The organism is Streptococcus oralis ATCC 35037 (genome assembly GCF_900637025.1).
GTDB classification, from domain to species: Bacteria; Bacillota; Bacilli; order Lactobacillales; family Streptococcaceae; genus Streptococcus; species Streptococcus oralis.
In genome coordinates, this window is the sequence record NZ_LR134336.1 from 1 (window position 1) to 19,884 (window position 19,884).

Below are 19,884 nucleotides of genomic sequence, written 5' to 3' on the forward strand. Positions count from 1 at the left end.
TTGAAAGAAAAGCAATTTTGGAATCGTATTTTAGAATTTGCTCAAGAAAGATTGACACGATCTATGTATGATTTCTATGCTACACCTGCTGAACTCATCAAAGTAGAAGAAAATACAGCTACTATATTTCTACCGAGATCAGAGATGGAAATGGTGTGGGAAAAGCAATTAAAAGATATTATCATTGCTGCTGGTTTTGAAATTTATGATTCTGAAATCAAACCTCACTATATTTTCACTAAACCTCAGAGCACAGAATCTCCTCAGGTAAATGATACGAATAGTGTCTCTACTTACGATTACACACCTGCACTACCAACGATTCCCTATTCCGAAACAGGGTTAAAAGAAAAATATACCTTTGATAACTTTATTCAAGGTGATGGAAATGTTTGGGCGGTGTCTGCTGCACTAGCGGTATCTGAAGATTTAGCTCTGACCTATAATCCTCTTTTCATCTATGGAGGACCTGGTCTTGGAAAGACTCACTTACTCAATGCGATTGGAAATGAGATTTTGAAAAATATTCCTGATGCGCGTGTCAAGTACATTCCTGCCGAAAGCTTTATCAATGACTTTCTTGAACACTTGCGACTTGGAGAAATGGAAAAGTTCAAAAAGACTTACCGTAGTCTTGACCTCTTGTTGATCGATGATATCCAATCTCTCAGTGGCAAAAAAGTCGCGACCCAGGAAGAATTTTTCAATACCTTCAATGCTCTTCATGATAAGCAGAAACAGATTGTCCTAACCAGTGATCGAAGTCCTAAACACCTAGAAGGTCTTGAGGAAAGACTTGTCACGCGCTTTAGCTGGGGATTGACGCAAAATATCACTCCTCCTGACTTTGAGACACGTATCGCCATTCTTCAAAGTAAAACAGAGCATTTGGATTACCATTTCCAAAGTGATACTCTGGAATATTTGGCTGGTCAATTTGATTCAAATGTTCGAGAATTGGAAGGAGCAATCAACGATATCACTTTAATTGCCAGAGTGAAGAAGATTAAGGATATTACTATTGATATTGCTGCGGAAGCTATTAGAGCACGTAAGCAAGACGCCCGCCAGATACTTGTTATTCCAATTGAGAAAATCCAAACTGAAGTTGGTAATTTTTATGGAGTGAGTGTCAAAGAAATGAAGGGAACGAGACGAGTTCAAAACATCGTTTTAGCGCGTCAAGTTGCCATGTACCTAGCTAGAGAACTGACAGATAACAGTCTTCCAAAAATCGGAAAAGAATTCGGAGGAAAAGATCACACCACCGTTATTCATGCCCATGCTAAAATCAAATCCTTGATTGACGAAGACGATAATTTACGTTTAGAAATAGAAGCAATCAAAAAGAAAATTAAGTAGCTTGTGGATAACTTTTCCTTTCTTATCTTTTTTATCCACATTTTTTAAACAAGCTTAGAGGCTTAAGTTTACTAAATAGCACTCAGTTTTCCACAGAATTCACACACTCTATTATTACTATTAACTTTCTAATACTAAAAATAAATAAAGGAGAATCCATGATTCATTTTTCAATTAATAAAAATTTATTTCTACAAGCCTTAAATACCACAAAACGAGCAATAAGTTCTAAAAATGCTATTCCAATTTTATCAACAATCAAAATTGACGTTACCAATGAAGGAATTACTTTAATTGGCTCAAACGGTCAAATTTCTATTGAAAATTTCATTTCTCAAAAGAATGAAGATGCTGGTCTCTTGATCACTTCTCTGGGTTCGATTCTTCTAGAAGCTTCTTTCTTTATCAATGTTGTATCTAGTCTTCCAGATGTAACGCTTGATTTTAAAGAGATTGAACAAAAACAAATTGTCTTAACAAGTGGCAAATCAGAAATTACTCTAAAAGGAAAAGATAGCGAACAGTACCCACGAATCCAAGAAATTTCAGCTAGCACACCTTTGGTTCTTGAAACCAAACTACTCAAGAAAATTATCAATGAAACAGCATTTGCTGCAAGTACGCAAGAAAGTCGTCCAATTTTGACTGGTGTCCATTTTGTTTTGAGCCAACACAAGGAACTAAAAACAGTTGCGACAGACTCTCATCGCCTTAGCCAGAAGAAATTGACTCTTGAAAAAAATGGTGATGATTTCGATGTGGTGATTCCTAGCCGCTCTCTACGCGAATTTTCAGCGGTATTTACAGATGATATTGAAACTGTAGAGATTTTCTTTGCAAATAATCAAATCCTCTTTAGAAGCGAAAATATTAGCTTCTACACTCGTCTCCTAGAAGGGAACTATCCTGATACGGATCGTTTGATTCCAACAGACTTTAACACTACAATTACTTTTGATGTGGTTAATTTGCGTCAATCTATGGAGCGTGCACGTCTCTTATCAAGTGCGACTCAAAATGGTACTGTGAAGCTTGAAATTAAAGGTGGAGTTGTTAGCGCCCATGTTCACTCTCCAGAAGTTGGTAAAGTAAACGAAGAAATCGATACGGAACAGGTGACTGGTGATGATTTAACTATTAGTTTCAACCCAACTTACTTGATTGATTCTCTCAAGGCTTTAAATAGCGAAAAGGTAACTATTAGCTTTATCTCAGCTGTTCGTCCATTTACTCTTGTGCCAGCAGATACTGACGAAGACTTCATGCAGCTCATCACACCAGTTCGTACAAATTAAGTTAAAGAGGTTGAGCCTGGCTCGCCTCTTTTATGATATAATCAAAAAAGAAAAGGAGAGTAGTATGTATCAAGTTGGAAATTTTGTTGAGATGAAAAAACCACATGCTTGCACAATTAAATCAACAGGAAAAAAAGCTAATCGTTGGGAAATTACACGCGTAGGGGCAGATATCAAAATCAAATGTAGCAATTGTGACCACCTTGTCATGATGAGTCGCTATGATTTTGAACGAAAAATGAATAAGATTATTGACTAAGAACCCTTAGTTAGAGGGTTAGCAAGTTTTCCCTTTTTGTGTTATAATGTTAGGGATTGAAATGAGAACGGAGAATGAGAAACTATGGCTTTAACAGCAGGTATCGTTGGTTTGCCAAACGTTGGTAAATCAACCCTTTTTAATGCAATTACAAAAGCAGGAGCAGAGGCGGCAAACTACCCATTTGCGACTATTGATCCAAACGTTGGGATGGTGGAAGTTCCAGATGAACGCCTACAAAAACTAACGGAAATGATTACACCTAAAAAGACAGTCCCAACAACCTTTGAATTTACAGATATTGCAGGGATTGTAAAAGGAGCATCAAAAGGAGAAGGGCTAGGAAATAAATTCTTGGCTAACATCCGTGAAGTAGATGCGATTGTTCATGTTGTGCGTGCATTTGATGATGAAAATGTTATGCGTGAGCAAGGACGTGAAGACGCCTTTGTGGATCCACTTGCAGATATTGATACCATTAACTTGGAGTTGATTCTTGCTGACTTAGAATCAGTTAATAAACGCTACGCGCGTGTAGAAAAGATGGCACGTACGCAAAAAGATAAAGAATCAGTTGCAGAATTCAACGTTCTTCAAAAAATCAAACCTGTCCTTGAAGATGGAAAATCAGCACGTACTATTGAATTTACAGATGAAGAACAAAAGGTTGTCAAAGGTCTCTTCCTTTTGACCACTAAACCAGTTCTTTATGTTGCTAATGTGGATGAGGATGTTGTTGGAGACCCAGATTCTATCGAATATGTGAAGAAAATTCGTGAATTTGCAGCGACAGAAAATGCTGAAGTAGTCGTTATTTCCGCGCGTGCTGAGGAAGAAATTTCTGAGTTAGACGATGAGGATAAGCAAGAGTTTCTTGAAGCACTTGGCTTGACAGAATCAGGCGTTGACAAGTTGACTCGTGCAGCCTATCACTTGCTTGGGCTTGGAACTTACTTCACAGCTGGTGAAAAAGAAGTCCGTGCTTGGACCTTTAAGCGAGGGATGAAAGCTCCTCAAGCAGCTGGTATTATCCACTCAGACTTTGAAAAAGGGTTTATTCGTGCAGTAACAATGTCATATGAGGATCTAGTGAAATATGGATCTGAAAAGGCTGTAAAAGAAGCTGGGCGCTTGCGTGAAGAAGGAAAAGAATATATCGTTCAAGATGGCGATATCATGGAATTCCGCTTTAACGTTTAATAATATTTAATAAATAGTGTCAATTAGGTTGGAAAAAAATTCCAACCCTTTTGGCTTTTGAAAGGAAAAATAAATGACCAAATTACTTGTAGGATTGGGAAATCCAGGGGATAAATATTTTGAAACCAAGCACAACGTTGGATTTATGTTGATTGACCAATTGGCCAAAAAACAAAATGTCACCTTTACACATGACAAGATATTTCAAGCTGACCTAGCTTCTTTTTTCTTCAATGGAGAAAAAATTTATCTCGTCAAACCAACAACATTTATGAATGAAAGTGGAAAAGCGGTTCATGCTTTATTGACTTACTATGGTTTGGATATTGAAGATTTACTCGTTATTTACGACGATCTTGACATGGAAGTTGGGAAAATTCGTTTAAGAGCAAAGGGGTCAGCTGGTGGTCATAATGGTATCAAGTCTATTATTCAACATATAGGTACTCAGATATTTAACCGTGTTAAAATAGGTATTGGAAGACCTAAAAAAGGCATGTCCGTTGTTCATCATGTTTTAAGTAAGTTTGATCAGGATGACTATGTGGGTATTTTACAGTCCATTGACAAGGTTGACGATGCTGTAAACTACTATTTACAAGAGAAAAACTTTGAGAAAACAATGCAGAGGTATAACGGCTAAATGGTGACTTTATTAGATTTATTCTCAGAAAATGACCAGATAAAAAAATGGCATCAAAATCTGATAGATAAGAAAAGACAACTAATACTTGGTTTATCAACGTCTACCAAGGCTATTGCAATTGCAAGCAGTCTAGAAAAAGAAAATAAGATTGTGTTACTGACTTCAACTTATGGAGAAGCAGAACGAATTATCAGTGATCTTCTTTCTCTCTTAGGAGAGGAACTTGTCTATCCATTTTTGGTTGATGACTCTCCTATGGTAGAGTTTTTGATGTCTTCACAAGAAAAAATCATTTCGCGGGTTGAGGCCTTGCGTTTTTTGAGTGATCCGTCTAAGAAAGGGATTTTAGTTTGTAATATCGCAGCGAGTCGGTTAATTTTACCCTCTCCGACTAGATTTAAAGAAAGTACTATAAAAATTGCAGTTGGCGAAGAATATGACCAACACGAGCTACTTCACCAGTTAAAGGAAATTGGCTATCGAAAAGTTACTCAAGTACGGACACAAGGTGAGTTTAGTATTCGAGGAGATATTTTAGATATTTTTGAGATGTCTCAGTTAGAACCTTTCCGAATCGAGTTTTTTGGCGATGAAGTAGATGGTATTCGTACTTTTGAAGTCGAAACACAATTATCGAAAGAAAATCAGACAAACCTCACTATCTTTCCAGCTAGCGACATACTTTTGAGAGAAAAAGATTATCAACGAGGACAGTCAGCTTTAGAAAAGCAAATTTCAAAGACTCTATCACCAATTTTAAAATCATATTTGGAAGAGATTTTGTCAAGTTTTCATCAAAAACAAGTACATTCAGATAGTCGAAAGTTTTTGTCCTTATGTTACGATGAAACATGGACTGTATTTGATTATATTGAAAAAGATACACCAGTATTCTTTGATGACTATCAAAAATTGATGAATCAGTATGAATCCTTTGAAAGAGAATTAGCACAATACTTTACAGAAGATTTACAGAATGGTAAATCATTTTCTGGGATGCAGTATTTTGCAGATACAGAGCAAACCTATAAAAAACAAAGTCCAGTTACCTTTTTCTCCAATCTGCAAAAGGGCTTAGGAAATCTTAAGTTTGATCACATTTATCAATTTAATCAATACCCCATGCAAGAGTTTTTCAATCAATTTTCATTTTTAAAAGAAGAAATTGAGCGATACAAAAAAATGAACTACACTATTATTTTGCAGTCTAGCAATTCAATGGGAAGTAAGACGTTGGAAGATGTTTTAGAGGAATATCAGATCAAATTGGATTCCAGATATAAGTCAAGTATCTGTAAAGAATCTGTAAACTTGATTGAGGGTAATCTAAGACATGGTTTTCACTTTGTAGATGAAAAAATTCTCTTGATTACTGAACATGAGATTTTTCAAAAGAAATTAAAACGTCGTTTTAGAAGACAACATGTGTCAAATGCGGAGCGATTGAAAGATTATAATGAACTTGAAAAAGGGGACTACGTTGTTCACCATATCCATGGAATTGGTCAATATCTAGGAATTGAAACAATTGAAATCAAAGGGATTCACCGTGATTATGTCAGTGTTCAATATCAAAATGGGGATCAAATCTCCATCCCAGTAGAGCAGATTCAGTTACTGTCAAAATATGTTTCAAGTGATGGAAAAGCTCCAAAACTTAATAAATTAAATGATGGTCATTTCAAAAAGGCCAAGCAAAAAGTTAAGAACCAGGTAGAGGATATAGCTGACGATTTAATTAAGCTTTATTCTGAGCGTAGTCAGTTGAAGGGATTTGCTTTCTCGGCTGATGATGATGAGCAACATGCTTTTGATGATGCCTTCCCTTATGTTGAAACGGATGATCAACTTCGTAGTATTGAGGAAATTAAGAGGGATATGCAGGATTCTCATCCCATGGATCGACTTCTGGTTGGGGATGTTGGTTTTGGGAAAACTGAGGTTGCAATGCGTGCAGCATTTAAGGCTGTCAATGATCACAAACAGGTGGTTGTTCTAGTTCCGACGACGGTTTTAGCGCAACAGCACTATACGAATTTTAAGGAACGATTCCAAAATTTTGCTGTTAATATTGATGTGTTGAGTCGCTTTAGAAGTAAAAAAGAGCAGGCAGAAACACTTGAAAAACTAAAGAATGGTCAAGTCGATATTTTGATTGGAACGCATCGTGTTTTGTCAAAAGATGTTGTGTTTTCAGATTTGGGATTGATGATTATTGATGAGGAACAACGATTCGGTGTTAAGCATAAGGAAACTTTGAAAGAACTGAAAAAACAAGTAGATGTTCTAACCTTGACAGCAACGCCAATCCCTCGTACTCTCCACATGTCTATGCTGGGAATTCGAGATTTGTCTGTTATTGAAACTCCTCCAACCAATCGCTATCCTGTTCAAACCTATGTATTAGAGAAGAATGATAGTGTCATTCGTGATGCTGTCTTGCGTGAAATGGAGCGTGGAGGTCAAGTTTACTATCTTTACAATAAAGTTGACACGATTGACCAGAAGGTTTCAGAATTACAGGAGTTGATTCCAGAGGCTTCGATTGGGTATGTTCATGGACAAATGAGTGAAATTCAGTTAGAAAATACTCTACTTGACTTTATTGAAGGTCAGTATGATATTTTGGTGACGACTACTATTATTGAGACAGGGGTAGATATTCCAAATGCCAATACCTTATTTATTGAAAATGCAGACCACATGGGCTTGTCAACCTTGTATCAATTAAGAGGAAGAGTCGGTCGTAGCAATCGTATTGCTTATGCCTATCTCATGTATCGTCCAGAAAAATCAATCAGTGAAGTCTCTGAGAAGAGATTAGAAGCGATTAAGGGATTTACAGAATTAGGCTCAGGATTTAAGATTGCGATGCGAGATCTTTCGATTCGGGGAGCAGGAAATCTCCTAGGAAAGTCCCAGTCTGGTTTCATTGATTCTGTTGGTTTTGAATTGTATTCGCAGTTACTAGAGGAAGCTATTGCTAAACGGAACGGCAATGGGAATAAAAGAAGCAAAGGAAATGCTGAGTTGATTTTACAAATTGACGCCTATCTTCCTGACACTTATATTTCTGACCAACGACATAAGATTGAAATTTACAAGAAAATTCGTCAAATTGACAATCGTGTCAACTATGAAGAACTACAAGAAGAATTGATGGATCGCTTTGGAGAATACCCAGACGTAGTGGCCTATCTTTTAGAGATTGGTTTGGTCAAGTCATATTTTGACAAGGTATTTGTAGAACGTGTGGAAAGAAAAGAAAATAAGATTACAGTTCAATTTGAAAAAGTCACTCAACGACTATTCTTGGCTCAAGATTATTTTAAAGCCTTATCCGCAACGAACTTAAAAGCATCCATAGCTGAGAATAAAGGATTAATGGAAGTTATATTTGATGTCCGAAACAAGAAGGATTATGAAATTTTAGAAGGTTTGCTGATTTTTGGAGAAAGTTTATTAGAGATAAAAGAATCAAAGGAAGCAAATCCCATTTAACATTTTTCTTCTATAAAAAGGATAAAAATGGTACAATAATAATTTGAGGTAATAAAAATGAGATTAGACAAATATTTAAAAGTATCACGAATTGTTAAGCGCCGCACAGTCGCAAAAGAAGTAGCAGATAAAGGTAGAATCAAGGTGAACGGAATCTTGGCCAAAAGTTCAACGGATTTGAAAGTTGATGACCAAGTTGAAATTCGCTTTGGAAATAAGTTGTTGCTTGTTAAAGTACTAGATATGAAAGATAGTACAAAAAAAGAAGATGCAGCAGGTATGTATGAAATTCTCAGTGAAACACGGGTAGAAGAAAATGTCTAAAAATATTGTACAGATGAATAATTCTTTTATTCAAAATGAACATCAACGTCGTCGTTACCTGATGAAGGAGAGACAAAAACGAAATCGTTTTATGGGTTGGGTCCTTATTTTGATGATCTTGTTGTTTATTTTACCAACTTATAACTTGGCCCAAAGCTATGATCAGTTACTGCAACGCCGTCAGCAATTGACAGAGTTGAAAGAGCAGTACCAAACTCTTAGTGACGAAAAGGATAAGGAATCTGCTTTTGCTGCAAAGTTGAAAGATGAAGACTATGTAGCAAAATATGCGCGCGCCAAGTACTATTACTCAAAGAAACGAGAAGCAATTTACACAATTCCTGATTTGCTTCCGAGGTAATGTCATGGAAAATTTATTGGAAGTTGTTGAGCAATTTCTAAGTTTATCAGATGAAAAATTAGAGGAATTGGCAACTAAAAACCATTTATTACGATTACAAGAAGAAAGGGAAGAGAAGAATGCGTAAGTTCTTAGTAGTTTTATTGCTACCTGCTTTTATCATAACCTCAAGAGTAGTTAGCACAGAAAAACAGCTTCCTTACTCTTCACAAGAAATTTATTATCTAACTGAGTCTGATTATGGATTCTACTATAAAGAAACTCTGGAATCCCCAATGGTATATGGAGAAACAGCTATCTATGCTAATGAGGATCTTGTCAAGGAGTCTGGTAAATTGACTCCTGGAACCACCTTTAAAATCGTAGAATGGCGTTTGAATAGACAAGGTGTTCCTGTTTTTAAATTAGATAATCACCAGTTTATTCTTGCAGATAAGCGTTTGGTCTATGATCAAAGTCAAGTTCAAACTCAAAATAGACAAGTATGGTTGGAGCCAGGGTTTGTTATCTATAACAGCCCCTATGATGCTAAAGAAATTTCTTCATCTCTCTCTCCCTATCAACTTGTAACGGTGGATAGAACTCTCTTTGCTGAGGGACAAGAATTTCTTCATATTAATCAAGTTGGGTGGGTATCAAAAGAGTTCGTCTCAGAAGAAGACAATCGCATCCAGAAGGTTCAAGAAATCTTATCAAACAACTATCAGAATGAAAATTATTCTATTTATGTTAAACAACTGAGTACAGGTAAAGAGGCTGGGGTGAATGAAGACAGCAAACTCTATGCAGCTAGCATCTTGAAACTAGCCTACCTTTATTACGCTCAAGATAAGATAAATCAAGGGGAATATACGCTAGACAGTAGCTTCAAGTATGTCCCGGAAGTAAATAGTTTCCCTGGGTCCTATAAACCAGAAGGTAGTGGTAGCTTACCTAAAAAAGAAGATAACAAAGAATACAGTCTTCAACAGTTAATTACCAAGGTAACAAAAGAGTCTGATAATGTTGCTCATAATATTTTAGGTTATTATGTGACCAATCAATCTGACGGGGCTTTTAAAGAAAAAATGTACGCAATTATGGGTGAGGATTGGGATGTGAATGATAAATTGACTTCTTCAAAAATGGCTGGAAAAGTCATGGAAGCTATTTATAATCAGAATGGTTTTGTCTTAGAGTCTTTGAGCAAGACTGATTTTGACAACCAACGAATCGCAAAAGGTGTTTCGGTTAAGGTAGCTCATAAAATCGGAGATGCCGACGAGTTTAAACATGACACTGCCATTGTTTATACGGATTCTCCTTTCGTTCTTTCTATTTTTACCAAAAATTCTGATTATGATACTATTGCTAAGATAGCTAAGGATGTCTATGAGGTTCTAAAATGAGGGACCAGGATTTTTTAAATCATTTTCTCCGAAAAGAGTATTTCAAAAAACATTCGAAAGTCGTGTTAGCTTTGTCTGGCGGACTGGATTCAATGTTTTTATTCCAGCTATTGTCTACTTATCAAAATGAGTTGGGAATTGAGTTGATTTTAGCACATGTCAATCACAAGCAGAGAAGTGAGTCTGACTGGGAGGAAAATGAACTAAGGAAGTTAGCTGATGCAGCTGAACTTCCTATTTATATCACAAGCTTTTCAGGAGACTTTTCAGAAGCGCGTGCTCGAGAGTTTCGTTATGATTTTTTTAGGAAAATCATGAAAGAGGTTGGAGCGACTGCCTTGGTTACTGCCCATCATGCAGATGATCAAGTTGAAACGATTTTGATGCGCTTGATTCGAGGAAGTCGGCTACGTCATTTAACAGGAATAAAAGAAAGTCAAGTAGTTGATGATATTGAAATCATCCGTCCCTTGTTGCAATTTCATAAAAAGGATTTTTCACCAATTTTTCATTTCGAAGATCAAACAAACCAGGAAAATACCTATTTTCGTAATCGCGTTCGGAATAGGTATTTACCAGAACTTGAAAAAGAAAATCCTCGTCTTAAATCCGCCATTTTAGATTTAGGAAGGGAAATTTCAGATTACCAAGCAACAATAACGGAACTTTCTAAACAAATTGATGTGGAAGATTTGAATGAGTTATTTTCATACTCTCAACAAACTCAAGGAATCTTGCTACAGAACTATCTTAATCAATTTCCAGACTTAAATCTGACAAAGGCTCAGTTTGCCGAAGTTCGACAGATTTTAGCAACTAAAAGTCAGTATCATCATTCTCTTAAAAATGACTATGAATTGATAAAAGAGTATCAGAATTTTCGAGTTTGCAAAATCAGTCCACAGGCCGATGAAAAGGAAGATGAACTTGTGTTACACTATCAAAATCAAGTTCGATATATGGGCTATTTATTTTCCTTTGGCATTCCTATTGAAGGGGATTTTGTTCAAAAAGTAACGGTTTCACGGGAAACATCTGTATATATTAGATGTCGAAAACCTGGCGATATTATTAGGCTGAATGGTTATCGAAAGAAACTGAGACGCTTATTTATAGATTTAAAAATCCCTATTGAAAAACGAAAAACAACCCCTATTATTGAGCAATTTGGAGAAATTGTCTCAATTTCAGGAATTGCGACCAGTGATTTGAGTAAAAACACGAAAAATGATATAATGAACACTGTAATTTATATAGAAAAAATAGATAGGTAAAAAGATGTTAGAACACGATATTAAAAAAATCCTCGTTTCACATGATGAAATTACAGAAGCGGCTAAAAAGCTAGGTGAACAATTAACCAAAGACTATGAGGGGAAAAATCCAATTCTTATTGGAATTTTGAAAGGATCGATTCCTTTTATGGCTGAATTGGTTAAACATATTGATACGCATATTGAGATGGATTTCATGATGGTATCTAGTTACCATGGTGGAACAGCAAGTAGTGGTGTCATCAATATCAAGCAAGACGTGACTCAAGATATCAAAGGAAGACATGTTTTATTTGTAGAGGATATCATTGATACAGGTCAAACTTTGAAGAGTTTGAGAGATATGTTTATTGCAAGAGAAGCAGCTTCTGTTAAAATCGCGACTTTGTTGGACAAACCAGATGGACGCGTTGTTGAAATTGAAGCGGATTACACTTGCTTTACTATTCCAAATGAGTTTGTAGTAGGTTATGGTTTGGACTATAAAGAAAATTATCGTAACCTTCCTTATGTCGGAGTATTAAAAGAAGAAGTTTATTCAAATTAGAAAGATTTATCTTTAATGAAAAAACAAAATAATGGTTTAGTTAGAAATCCATTTCTATACTTGTTAATTATCTTCTTCCTAGTGACAGGATTCCAGTATTTTTACTCTGGAAATACTGCTGGACGAAGCGAAAAAATTAACTATACAGAACTGGTAAAAGAAATTACAGCAGACAATGTAAAAGAATTAACCTATCAGCCAAATGGCAGCGTCATTGAAGTGTCTGGTGTTTATAAAAATTCTAAGACTAGTAAAGAAGAAACGGGAATTCAATTTTTTCCTCCTACAGCTACAACAGTAGAAAGATTTTCAAGTACTATTCTTCCGTCTGATTCAACAGTTTCAGAATTGCAAAAACTTGCTTCTGAACATCAGGCAGAAGTAACAGTCAAACATGAGAGTTCAAGCGGTATGTGGATCAATATCCTTGTCTCTGTTGTGCCATTTGCTATTCTTTTCTTCTTCCTATTCTCTATGATGGGAAATATGGGAGGAAATAGTGGCCGAAATCCAATGAGTTTTGGACGTAGCAAGGCCAAAGCTGCAAATAAAGAAGATATCAAGGTACGATTCTCAGATGTTGCTGGTGCCGAGGAAGAAAAACAAGAATTAGTAGAAGTTGTTGAATTCCTAAAAGATCCAAAACGATTTACCAAACTTGGTGCACGTATTCCTGCAGGAGTTCTTTTGGAGGGACCTCCGGGAACAGGTAAAACTTTGCTTGCTAAGGCAGTAGCCGGAGAAGCTGGTGTTCCATTCTTTAGTATCTCAGGTTCTGACTTTGTAGAAATGTTTGTCGGAGTTGGAGCTAGTCGTGTTCGTTCTCTTTTTGAAGATGCCAAAAAAGCAGCACCAGCTATCATCTTTATCGATGAAATTGATGCTGTTGGTCGCCAACGTGGTGTCGGCCTCGGTGGAGGAAATGATGAACGTGAACAAACCTTGAACCAACTCTTGATTGAAATGGATGGTTTTGAAGGAAATGAAGGAATCATCGTTATCGCTGCGACGAACCGTTCAGATGTTCTAGATCCAGCTCTTCTCCGCCCAGGACGTTTCGATAGAAAAGTCTTGGTTGGTCGCCCTGATGTTAAAGGTCGTGAAGCAATCTTGAAAGTTCACGCTAAAAATAAACCTTTGGCAGACGATGTTGATTTGAAACTAGTTGCCCAACAAACTCCAGGTTTTGTGGGAGCTGACTTAGAAAATGTTCTAAATGAAGCGGCCCTAGTTGCAGCCCGTCGCAACAAATCAATCATTGATGCTTCAGATATTGATGAGGCAGAGGACAGAGTGATTGCTGGACCATCTAAGAAAGATAAAACAGTATCACAAAGAGAACGTGAATTGGTTGCTTATCATGAGGCTGGACATACCATTGTTGGTTTAGTCTTGTCAAATGCCCGTGTTGTTCATAAAGTTACCATTGTACCACGTGGACGTGCAGGTGGTTACATGATTGCACTTCCGAAAGAGGATCAAATGCTTCTATCTAAAGAAGACATGAAAGAGCAATTGGCAGGTTTGATGGGTGGTCGTGTAGCTGAAGAGATTATTTTTAATGTCCAAACTACAGGAGCTTCCAATGACTTTGAACAAGCTACACAGATGGCGCGTGCGATGGTCACTGAATATGGTATGAGTGAAAAACTTGGCCCAGTTCAATACGAAGGAAATCATGCTATGTTTGGTGCACAAAGTCCTCAAAAATCAATTTCAGAACAAACAGCCTATGAGATTGATGAGGAAGTTCGTTCATTATTGAATGAAGCACGAAACAAAGCTGCTGAAATTATCCAATCAAATCGTGAAACTCATAAGTTGATTGCAGAAGCATTGTTGAAATACGAAACATTAGATAGTACACAGATTAAATCTCTTTACGAAACAGGTAAAATGCCTGAGACCGTAGAAGAGGAATCACATGCACTATCTTATGATGAAGTAAAATCAAAAATGAGTGAAGAAAAATAAATTTAGAGAGGTTCAACCTCTCTTTTTATGTTCTAATGTGATGGCTACCGAGCGGATGCTTTGATAGTTGACCCTCCTCGTACAGGCTTAGATGATAAGCTGTTGGATACCATCCTGACCTATGTTCCAGATAAAATGGTCTATGTTTCTTGCAATGTTTCGACCTTGGCACGAGATTTGGTTAAACTAGTAAAAGTCTATGATCTCCAGTATATCCAGTCGGTCGATATGTTTCCCCACACTGCACGAACAGAAGCAGTGGTTAAGTTAGTGAAGAAAAGAAAAAATTAACTTCACTGAAAAAAGTCCTTGACAAAGGTAAAAAAGTAGGTATAATAGAAAGAGTTGAAAAACTCAGGTCCGTTGGTCAAGGGGTTAAGACACCGCCTTTTCACGGCGGTAACACGGGTTCGAATCCCGTACGGACTATGGTGTATTGCGGTTAAAAAAACTTGAAAAAAGTTTAAAAAATCTGTTGACAGAGACAGGTAGCTGTGATATACTAATATAGTTGTCGCTTGAGAGAGATTGAGTGACAAAGACCTTTGAAAACTGAACAAGACGAACCAATGTGCAGGGCACTATAACTGAAGTTATAGTACTGAACAATGAAAAAACAATAAATCTGTCAGTGACAGAAATGAGTGAGAACTCAAACTTTTAATGAGAGTTTGATCCTGGCTCAGGACGAACGCTGGCGGCGTGCCTAATACATGCAAGTAGAACGCTGAAGCTTGGTGCTTGCACCGAGCGGATGAGTTGCGAACGGGTGAGTAACGCGTAGGTAACCTGCCTGGTAGCGGGGGATAACTATTGGAAACGATAGCTAATACCGCATAAGAGTAGATGTTGCATGACATTTACTTAAAAGGTGCAATTGCATCACTACCAGATGGACCTGCGTTGTATTAGCTAGTTGGTGAGGTAACGGCTCACCAAGGCAACGATACATAGCCGACCTGAGAGGGTGATCGGCCACACTGGGACTGAGACACGGCCCAGACTCCTACGGGAGGCAGCAGTAGGGAATCTTCGGCAATGGACGGAAGTCTGACCGAGCAACGCCGCGTGAGTGAAGAAGGTTTTCGGATCGTAAAGCTCTGTTGTAAGAGAAGAACGAGTGTGAGAGTGGAAAGTTCACACTGTGACGGTATCTTACCAGAAAGGGACGGCTAACTACGTGCCAGCAGCCGCGGTAATACGTAGGTCCCGAGCGTTGTCCGGATTTATTGGGCGTAAAGCGAGCGCAGGCGGTTAGATAAGTCTGAAGTTAAAGGCTGTGGCTTAACCATAGTACGCTTTGGAAACTGTTTAACTTGAGTGCAAGAGGGGAGAGTGGAATTCCATGTGTAGCGGTGAAATGCGTAGATATATGGAGGAACACCGGTGGCGAAAGCGGCTCTCTGGCTTGTAACTGACGCTGAGGCTCGAAAGCGTGGGGAGCAAACAGGATTAGATACCCTGGTAGTCCACGCCGTAAACGATGAGTGCTAGGTGTTAGACCCTTTCCGGGGTTTAGTGCCGCAGCTAACGCATTAAGCACTCCGCCTGGGGAGTACGACCGCAAGGTTGAAACTCAAAGGAATTGACGGGGGCCCGCACAAGCGGTGGAGCATGTGGTTTAATTCGAAGCAACGCGAAGAACCTTACCAGGTCTTGACATCCCTCTGACCGCTCTAGAGATAGAGTTTTCCTTCGGGACAGAGGTGACAGGTGGTGCATGGTTGTCGTCAGCTCGTGTCGTGAGATGTTGGGTTAAGTCCCGCAACGAGCGCAACCCCTATTGTTAGTTGCCATCATTCAGTTGGGCACTCTAGCGAGACTGCCGGTAATAAACCGGAGGAAGGTGGGGATGACGTCAAATCATCATGCCCCTTATGACCTGGGCTACACACGTGCTACAATGGCTGGTACAACGAGTCGCAAGCCGGTGACGGCAAGCTAATCTCTTAAAGCCAGTCTCAGTTCGGATTGTAGGCTGCAACTCGCCTACATGAAGTCGGAATCGCTAGTAATCGCGGATCAGCACGCCGCGGTGAATACGTTCCCGGGCCTTGTACACACCGCCCGTCACACCACGAGAGTTTGTAACACCCGAAGTCGGTGAGGTAACCTTTTAGGAGCCAGCCGCCTAAGGTGGGATAGATGATTGGGGTGAAGTCGTAACAAGGTAGCCGTATCGGAAGGTGCGGCTGGATCACCTCCTTTCTAAGGATAAGGAACTGCACATTGGTCTTGTTTAGTCTTGAGAGGTCTTGTGGGGCCTTAGCTCAGCTGGGAGAGCGCCTGCTTTGCACGCAGGAGGTCAGCGGTTCGATCCCGCTAGGCTCCATTGGTGAGAGATCACCAAGTAATGCACATTGAAAATTGAATATCTATATCAAATAGTAACAAGAAAATAAACCGAAACGCTGTAGTATTAAAAGAGTTTATGACTGAAAGGTCAAAAAATAAGGTTAAGTTAATAAGGGCGCACGGTGGATGCCTTGGCACTAGGAGCCGAAGAAGGACGTGACAAACGACGATATGCCTTGGGTAGCTGTAAGTAAGCGATGATCCAGGGATTTCCGAATGGGGGAACCCAACAGGTACTACCTGTTACCCGCATCTGTTAAGGATGTGAGGAGGAAGACGCAGTGAACTGAAACATCTAAGTAGCTGCAGGAAGAGAAAGCAAAAGCGATTGCCTTAGTAGCGGCGAGCGAAACGGCAGGAGGGCAAACCGAAGAGTTTACTCTTCGGGGTTGTAGGACTGCAATGTGGACTCAAAGATTATAGAAGAATGATTTGGGAAGATCAGCCAAAGAGAGTAATAGCCTCGTATTTAAAATAGTCTTTGTACCTAGCAGTATCCTGAGTACGGCGGGACACGTGAAATCCCGTCGGAATCTGGGAGGACCATCTCCCAACCCTAAATACTCCCTAGTGACCGATAGTGAACCAGTACCGTGAGGGAAAGGTGAAAAGCACCCCGGGAGGGGAGTGAAATAGAACCTGAAACCGTGTGCCTACAACAAGTTCGAGCCCGTTAATGGGTGAGAGCGTGCCTTTTGTAGAATGAACCGGCGAGTTACGATATGATGCGAGGTTAAGTTGAAGAGACGGAGCCGCAGGGAAACCGAGTCTGAATAGGGCGAATTAGTATCATGTCGTAGACCCGAAACCATGTGACCTACCCATGAGCAGGTTGAAGGTGCGGTAAGACGCACTGGAGGACCGAACCAGGGCACGTTGAAAAGTGCTTGGATGACTTGTGGGTAGCGGAGAAATTCCAAACGAACTTGGAGATAGCTGGTTCTCTCCGAAATAGCTTTAGGGCTAGCGTCGACATCAAGATTCTTGGAGGTAGAGCACTGTTTGGGTGAGGGGTCCATCCCGGATTACCAATCTCAGATAAACTCCGAATGCCAATGAATTATGGTCGGCAGTCAGACTGCGAGTGCTAAGATCCGTAGTCGAAAGGGAAACAGCCCAGACCACCAGCTAAGGTCCCAAAATAATTGTTAAGTGGAAAAGGATGTGGGGTTGCACAGACAACTAGGATGTTAGCTTAGAAGCAGCTATTCATTCAAAGAGTGCGTAATAGCTCACTAGTCGAGTGACCCTGCGCCGAAAATGTACCGGGGCTAAAACAATTTACCGAAGCTGTGGATACCTTTATAGGTATGGTAGGAGAGCGTTCTATGTGTGAAGAAGGTATACCGTGAGGAGTGCTGGAACGCATAGAAGTGAGAATGCCGGTATGAGTAGCGAAAGACAGGTGAGAATCCTGTCCACCGTAAGACTAAGGTTTCCAGGGGAAGGCTCGTCCGCCCTGGGTTAGTCGGGACCTAAGGAGAGACCGAAAGGTGTATCCGATGGACAACAGGTTGATATTCCTGTACTAGAGTATGTAGTGATGGAGGGACGCAGTAGGCTAACTAAAGCAGACGAATGGAAGAGTCTGTCTAAGCAGTGAGGTGTGATATGAGTCAAATGCTTATATCTATAACATTGAGCTGTGATGGGGAGCGAAGTTTAGTAGCGAAGTTAGTGACGTCACACTGCCAAGAAAAGCTTCTAGCGTTTAAACATACTCTACCCGTACCGCAAACCGACACAGGTAGTCGAGGCGAGTAGCCTCAGGTGAGCGAGAGAACTCTCGTTAAGGAACTCGGCAAAATGACCCCGTAACTTCGGGAGAAGGGGTGCTGATTTTATGTCAGCCGCAGTGAATAGGCCCAAGCAACTGTTTATCAAAAACACAGCTCTCTGCTAAATCGTAAGATGATGTATAGGGGGTGACGCCTGCCCGGTGCTGGAAGGTTAAGAGGAGTGCTTAGGAGTAATCCGAAGGTATGAATTGAAGCCCCAGTAAACGGCGGCCGTAACTATAACGGTCCTAAGGTAGCGAAATTCCTTGTCGGGTAAGTTCCGACCCGCACGAAAGGCGTAATGATTTGGGCACTGTCTCAACGAGAGACTCGGTGAAATTTTAGTACCTGTGAAGATGCAGGTTACCCGCGACAGGACGGAAAGACCCCATGGAGCTTTACTGCAGTTTGATATTGAGTGTCTGTACCACATGTACAGGATAGGTAGGAGTCTATGAGATCGGGACGCCAGTTTCGAAGGAGACGTTGTTGGGATACTACCCTTGTGTTATGGCCACTCTAACCCGGATAGGTTATCCCTATCGGAGACAGTGTCTGACGGGCAGTTTGACTGGGGCGGTCGCCTCCTAAAAGGTAACGGAGGCGCCCAAAGGTTCCCTCAGAATGGTTGGAAATCATTCGCAGAGTGTAAAGGTATAAGGGAGCTTGACTGCGAGAGCTACAACTCGAGCAGGGACGAAAGTCGGGCTTAGTGATCCGGTGGTTCCGTATGGAAGGGCCATCGCTCAACGGATAAAAGCTACCCTGGGGATAACAGGCTTATCTCCCCCAAGAGTTCACATCGACGGGGAGGTTTGGCACCTCGATGTCGGCTCGTCGCATCCTGGGGCTGTAGTCGGTCCCAAGGGTTGGGCTGTTCGCCCATTAAAGCGGCACGCGAGCTGGGTTCAGAACGTCGTGAGACAGTTCGGTCCCTATCCGTCGCGGGCGTAGGAAATTTGAGAGGATCTGCTCCTAGTACGAGAGGACCAGAGTGGACTTACCGCTGGTGTACCAGTTGTCTTGCCAAAGGCATCGCTGGGTAGCTATGTAGGGAAGGGATAAACGCTGAAAGCATCTAAGTGTGAAACCCACCTCAAGATGAGATTTCCCATGATTTTATATCAGTAAGAGCCCTGAGAGATGATCAGGTAGATAGGTTAGAAGTGGAAGTGTGGCGACACATGTAGCGGACTAATACTAATAGCTCGAGGACTTATCCAAAGTAACTGAGAATATGAAAGTGGACGGTTTTCTTGGTATTTGATAGATATTCAATTTTGAGTAGGTATTACTCAGAGTTAAGTGACGATAGCCTAGGAGATACACCTGTACCCATGCCGAACACAGCAGTTAAGCCCTAGAACGCCGGAAGTAGTTGGGGGTTGCCCCCTGTGAGATATGGAAGTCGCTTAGCTTTTATCCGCCATAGCTCAGTTGGTAGTAGCGCATGACTGTTAATCATGATGTCGTAGGTTCGAGTCCTACTGGCGGAGTATAAATCGAAACGTTCAACTGAGCGTTTTTTTATTTATAAATATAGTGGACTGTTGAAATTTCAAATTTTAATTTTTAAATCTGTAATTACCTCTTTATTTTATTTTTAGTTCGTTTAGCTTT

At 39.9% G+C, this 19,884-nt stretch carries 13 protein-coding genes, 3 tRNA genes, 3 rRNA genes and 1 pseudogene; all 20 read left to right on the forward strand.

All coding sequences use genetic code 11. The features are described 5' to 3' along the window. Positions 1-1,362, forward strand: a complete 1,362-nt coding sequence (gene dnaA, locus EL140_RS00005; protein ID WP_000660625.1) for a chromosomal replication initiator protein DnaA — start codon at positions 1-3, stop codon at positions 1,360-1,362. 158 nt (positions 1,363-1,520) lie between these two features. After that, a complete protein-coding gene (gene dnaN / locus EL140_RS00010) occupies positions 1,521-2,657 on the forward strand; it encodes a DNA polymerase III subunit beta (protein ID WP_000581146.1) in 1,137 nt (378 codons plus the stop codon). Between the two features lie 64 nt (positions 2,658-2,721). Beyond that, positions 2,722-2,916, forward strand: a complete 195-nt coding sequence (locus EL140_RS00015; protein ID WP_000285184.1) for a DUF951 domain-containing protein — start codon at positions 2,722-2,724, stop codon at positions 2,914-2,916. Between the two features lie 84 nt (positions 2,917-3,000). Continuing rightward, positions 3,001-4,116 (forward strand): redox-regulated ATPase YchF, encoded by a 1,116-nt coding sequence (ychF, locus tag EL140_RS00020; RefSeq protein ID WP_001218695.1) that lies wholly within the window; start codon positions 3,001-3,003, stop codon positions 4,114-4,116. A gap of 73 nt (positions 4,117-4,189) precedes the next feature. Further along, on the forward strand, positions 4,190-4,759 hold the full coding sequence (gene pth / locus EL140_RS00025) for an aminoacyl-tRNA hydrolase (protein ID WP_000163918.1): 570 nt from the start codon (positions 4,190-4,192) through the stop codon (positions 4,757-4,759). Next, positions 4,760-8,263: a transcription-repair coupling factor gene (gene mfd / locus EL140_RS00030; protein ID WP_000258062.1), complete on the forward strand. Its 3,504-nt coding sequence runs from the start codon at positions 4,760-4,762 to the stop codon at positions 8,261-8,263. A gap of 57 nt (positions 8,264-8,320) precedes the next feature. Continuing rightward, positions 8,321-8,587 carry an RNA-binding S4 domain-containing protein gene (locus EL140_RS00035; RefSeq protein WP_001234983.1) on the forward strand — a complete coding sequence of 89 codons (267 nt, stop codon included), beginning with the start codon at positions 8,321-8,323 and terminating at the stop codon, positions 8,585-8,587. After that, complete coding sequence (locus EL140_RS00040; protein ID WP_000041922.1) at positions 8,580-8,948, forward strand: septum formation initiator family protein; 369 nt, start codon at positions 8,580-8,582, stop codon at positions 8,946-8,948. Before EL140_RS00035 ends, EL140_RS00040 begins: the two co-directional genes overlap by 8 nt. 4 nt (positions 8,949-8,952) lie before the next feature. Then, positions 8,953-9,075 (forward strand): SP_0009 family protein, encoded by a 123-nt coding sequence (locus EL140_RS09760; RefSeq protein WP_000429344.1) that lies wholly within the window; start codon positions 8,953-8,955, stop codon positions 9,073-9,075. Next, positions 9,068-10,336 carry a serine hydrolase gene (locus EL140_RS00045; protein WP_001224808.1) on the forward strand — a complete coding sequence of 423 codons (1,269 nt, stop codon included), beginning with the start codon at positions 9,068-9,070 and terminating at the stop codon, positions 10,334-10,336. Before EL140_RS09760 ends, EL140_RS00045 begins: the two co-directional genes overlap by 8 nt. Beyond that, on the forward strand, positions 10,333-11,610 hold the full coding sequence (gene tilS, locus EL140_RS00050) for a tRNA lysidine(34) synthetase TilS (RefSeq protein ID WP_001205571.1): 1,278 nt from the start codon (positions 10,333-10,335) through the stop codon (positions 11,608-11,610). The genes EL140_RS00045 and tilS overlap by 4 nt, the downstream gene beginning before the upstream one ends. A 4-nt stretch (positions 11,611-11,614) precedes the next feature. Beyond that, positions 11,615-12,157 (forward strand): hypoxanthine phosphoribosyltransferase, encoded by a 543-nt coding sequence (gene hpt, locus EL140_RS00055; RefSeq protein ID WP_000889410.1) that lies wholly within the window; start codon positions 11,615-11,617, stop codon positions 12,155-12,157. A gap of 15 nt (positions 12,158-12,172) precedes the next feature. Beyond that, positions 12,173-14,131, forward strand: coding sequence for an ATP-dependent zinc metalloprotease FtsH (ftsH, locus tag EL140_RS00060; RefSeq protein WP_000744591.1), 1,959 nt, complete (start codon positions 12,173-12,175; stop codon positions 14,129-14,131). A 39-nt stretch (positions 14,132-14,170) separates the two neighbouring features. Beyond that, positions 14,171-14,422: pseudogene (locus tag EL140_RS00065) on the forward strand (23S rRNA (uracil(1939)-C(5))-methyltransferase RlmD); the annotation flags it as partial. A 66-nt stretch (positions 14,423-14,488) separates the two neighbouring features. Continuing rightward, positions 14,489-14,560, forward strand: a tRNA-Glu gene (locus tag EL140_RS00070). Between the two features lie 230 nt (positions 14,561-14,790). Beyond that, positions 14,791-16,339: ribosomal RNA gene (locus tag EL140_RS00080) — 16S ribosomal RNA — on the forward strand. A 51-nt stretch (positions 16,340-16,390) separates the two neighbouring features. Beyond that, a tRNA-Ala gene (locus EL140_RS00085) sits at positions 16,391-16,463 on the forward strand. 122 nt (positions 16,464-16,585) lie between these two features. Beyond that, positions 16,586-19,488, forward strand: a 23S ribosomal RNA gene (locus EL140_RS00090). A 77-nt stretch (positions 19,489-19,565) separates the two neighbouring features. Next, a 5S ribosomal RNA gene (gene rrf, locus EL140_RS00095) occupies positions 19,566-19,681 on the forward strand. Together the 16S, 23S and 5S rRNA genes with 3 tRNA genes alongside form the textbook arrangement of a ribosomal RNA operon. Positions 19,682-19,686: 5 nt before the next feature. Further along, positions 19,687-19,760, forward strand: a tRNA-Asn gene (locus tag EL140_RS00100). The last annotated feature ends 124 nt before the right edge of the window (positions 19,761-19,884 follow it).

Coding starts and splice junctions, on each gene's coding strand:
- dnaN (WP_000581146.1), top strand. CDS start 1,521: ATGATTCATTTTTCAATTAATAAAAATTTATTTCTACAAGCCTTAAAT.
- EL140_RS00015 (WP_000285184.1), top strand. CDS start 2,722: ATGTATCAAGTTGGAAATTTTGTTGAGATGAAAAAACCACATGCTTGC.
- ychF (WP_001218695.1), top strand. CDS start 3,001: ATGGCTTTAACAGCAGGTATCGTTGGTTTGCCAAACGTTGGTAAATCA.
- pth (WP_000163918.1), top strand. CDS start 4,190: ATGACCAAATTACTTGTAGGATTGGGAAATCCAGGGGATAAATATTTT.
- mfd (WP_000258062.1), top strand. CDS start 4,760: ATGGTGACTTTATTAGATTTATTCTCAGAAAATGACCAGATAAAAAAA.
- EL140_RS00035 (WP_001234983.1), top strand. CDS start 8,321: ATGAGATTAGACAAATATTTAAAAGTATCACGAATTGTTAAGCGCCGC.
- EL140_RS00040 (WP_000041922.1), top strand. CDS start 8,580: ATGTCTAAAAATATTGTACAGATGAATAATTCTTTTATTCAAAATGAA.
- EL140_RS09760 (WP_000429344.1), top strand. CDS start 8,953: ATGGAAAATTTATTGGAAGTTGTTGAGCAATTTCTAAGTTTATCAGAT.
- EL140_RS00045 (WP_001224808.1), top strand. CDS start 9,068: ATGCGTAAGTTCTTAGTAGTTTTATTGCTACCTGCTTTTATCATAACC.
- tilS (WP_001205571.1), top strand. CDS start 10,333: ATGAGGGACCAGGATTTTTTAAATCATTTTCTCCGAAAAGAGTATTTC.
- hpt (WP_000889410.1), top strand. CDS start 11,615: ATGTTAGAACACGATATTAAAAAAATCCTCGTTTCACATGATGAAATT.
- ftsH (WP_000744591.1), top strand. CDS start 12,173: ATGAAAAAACAAAATAATGGTTTAGTTAGAAATCCATTTCTATACTTG.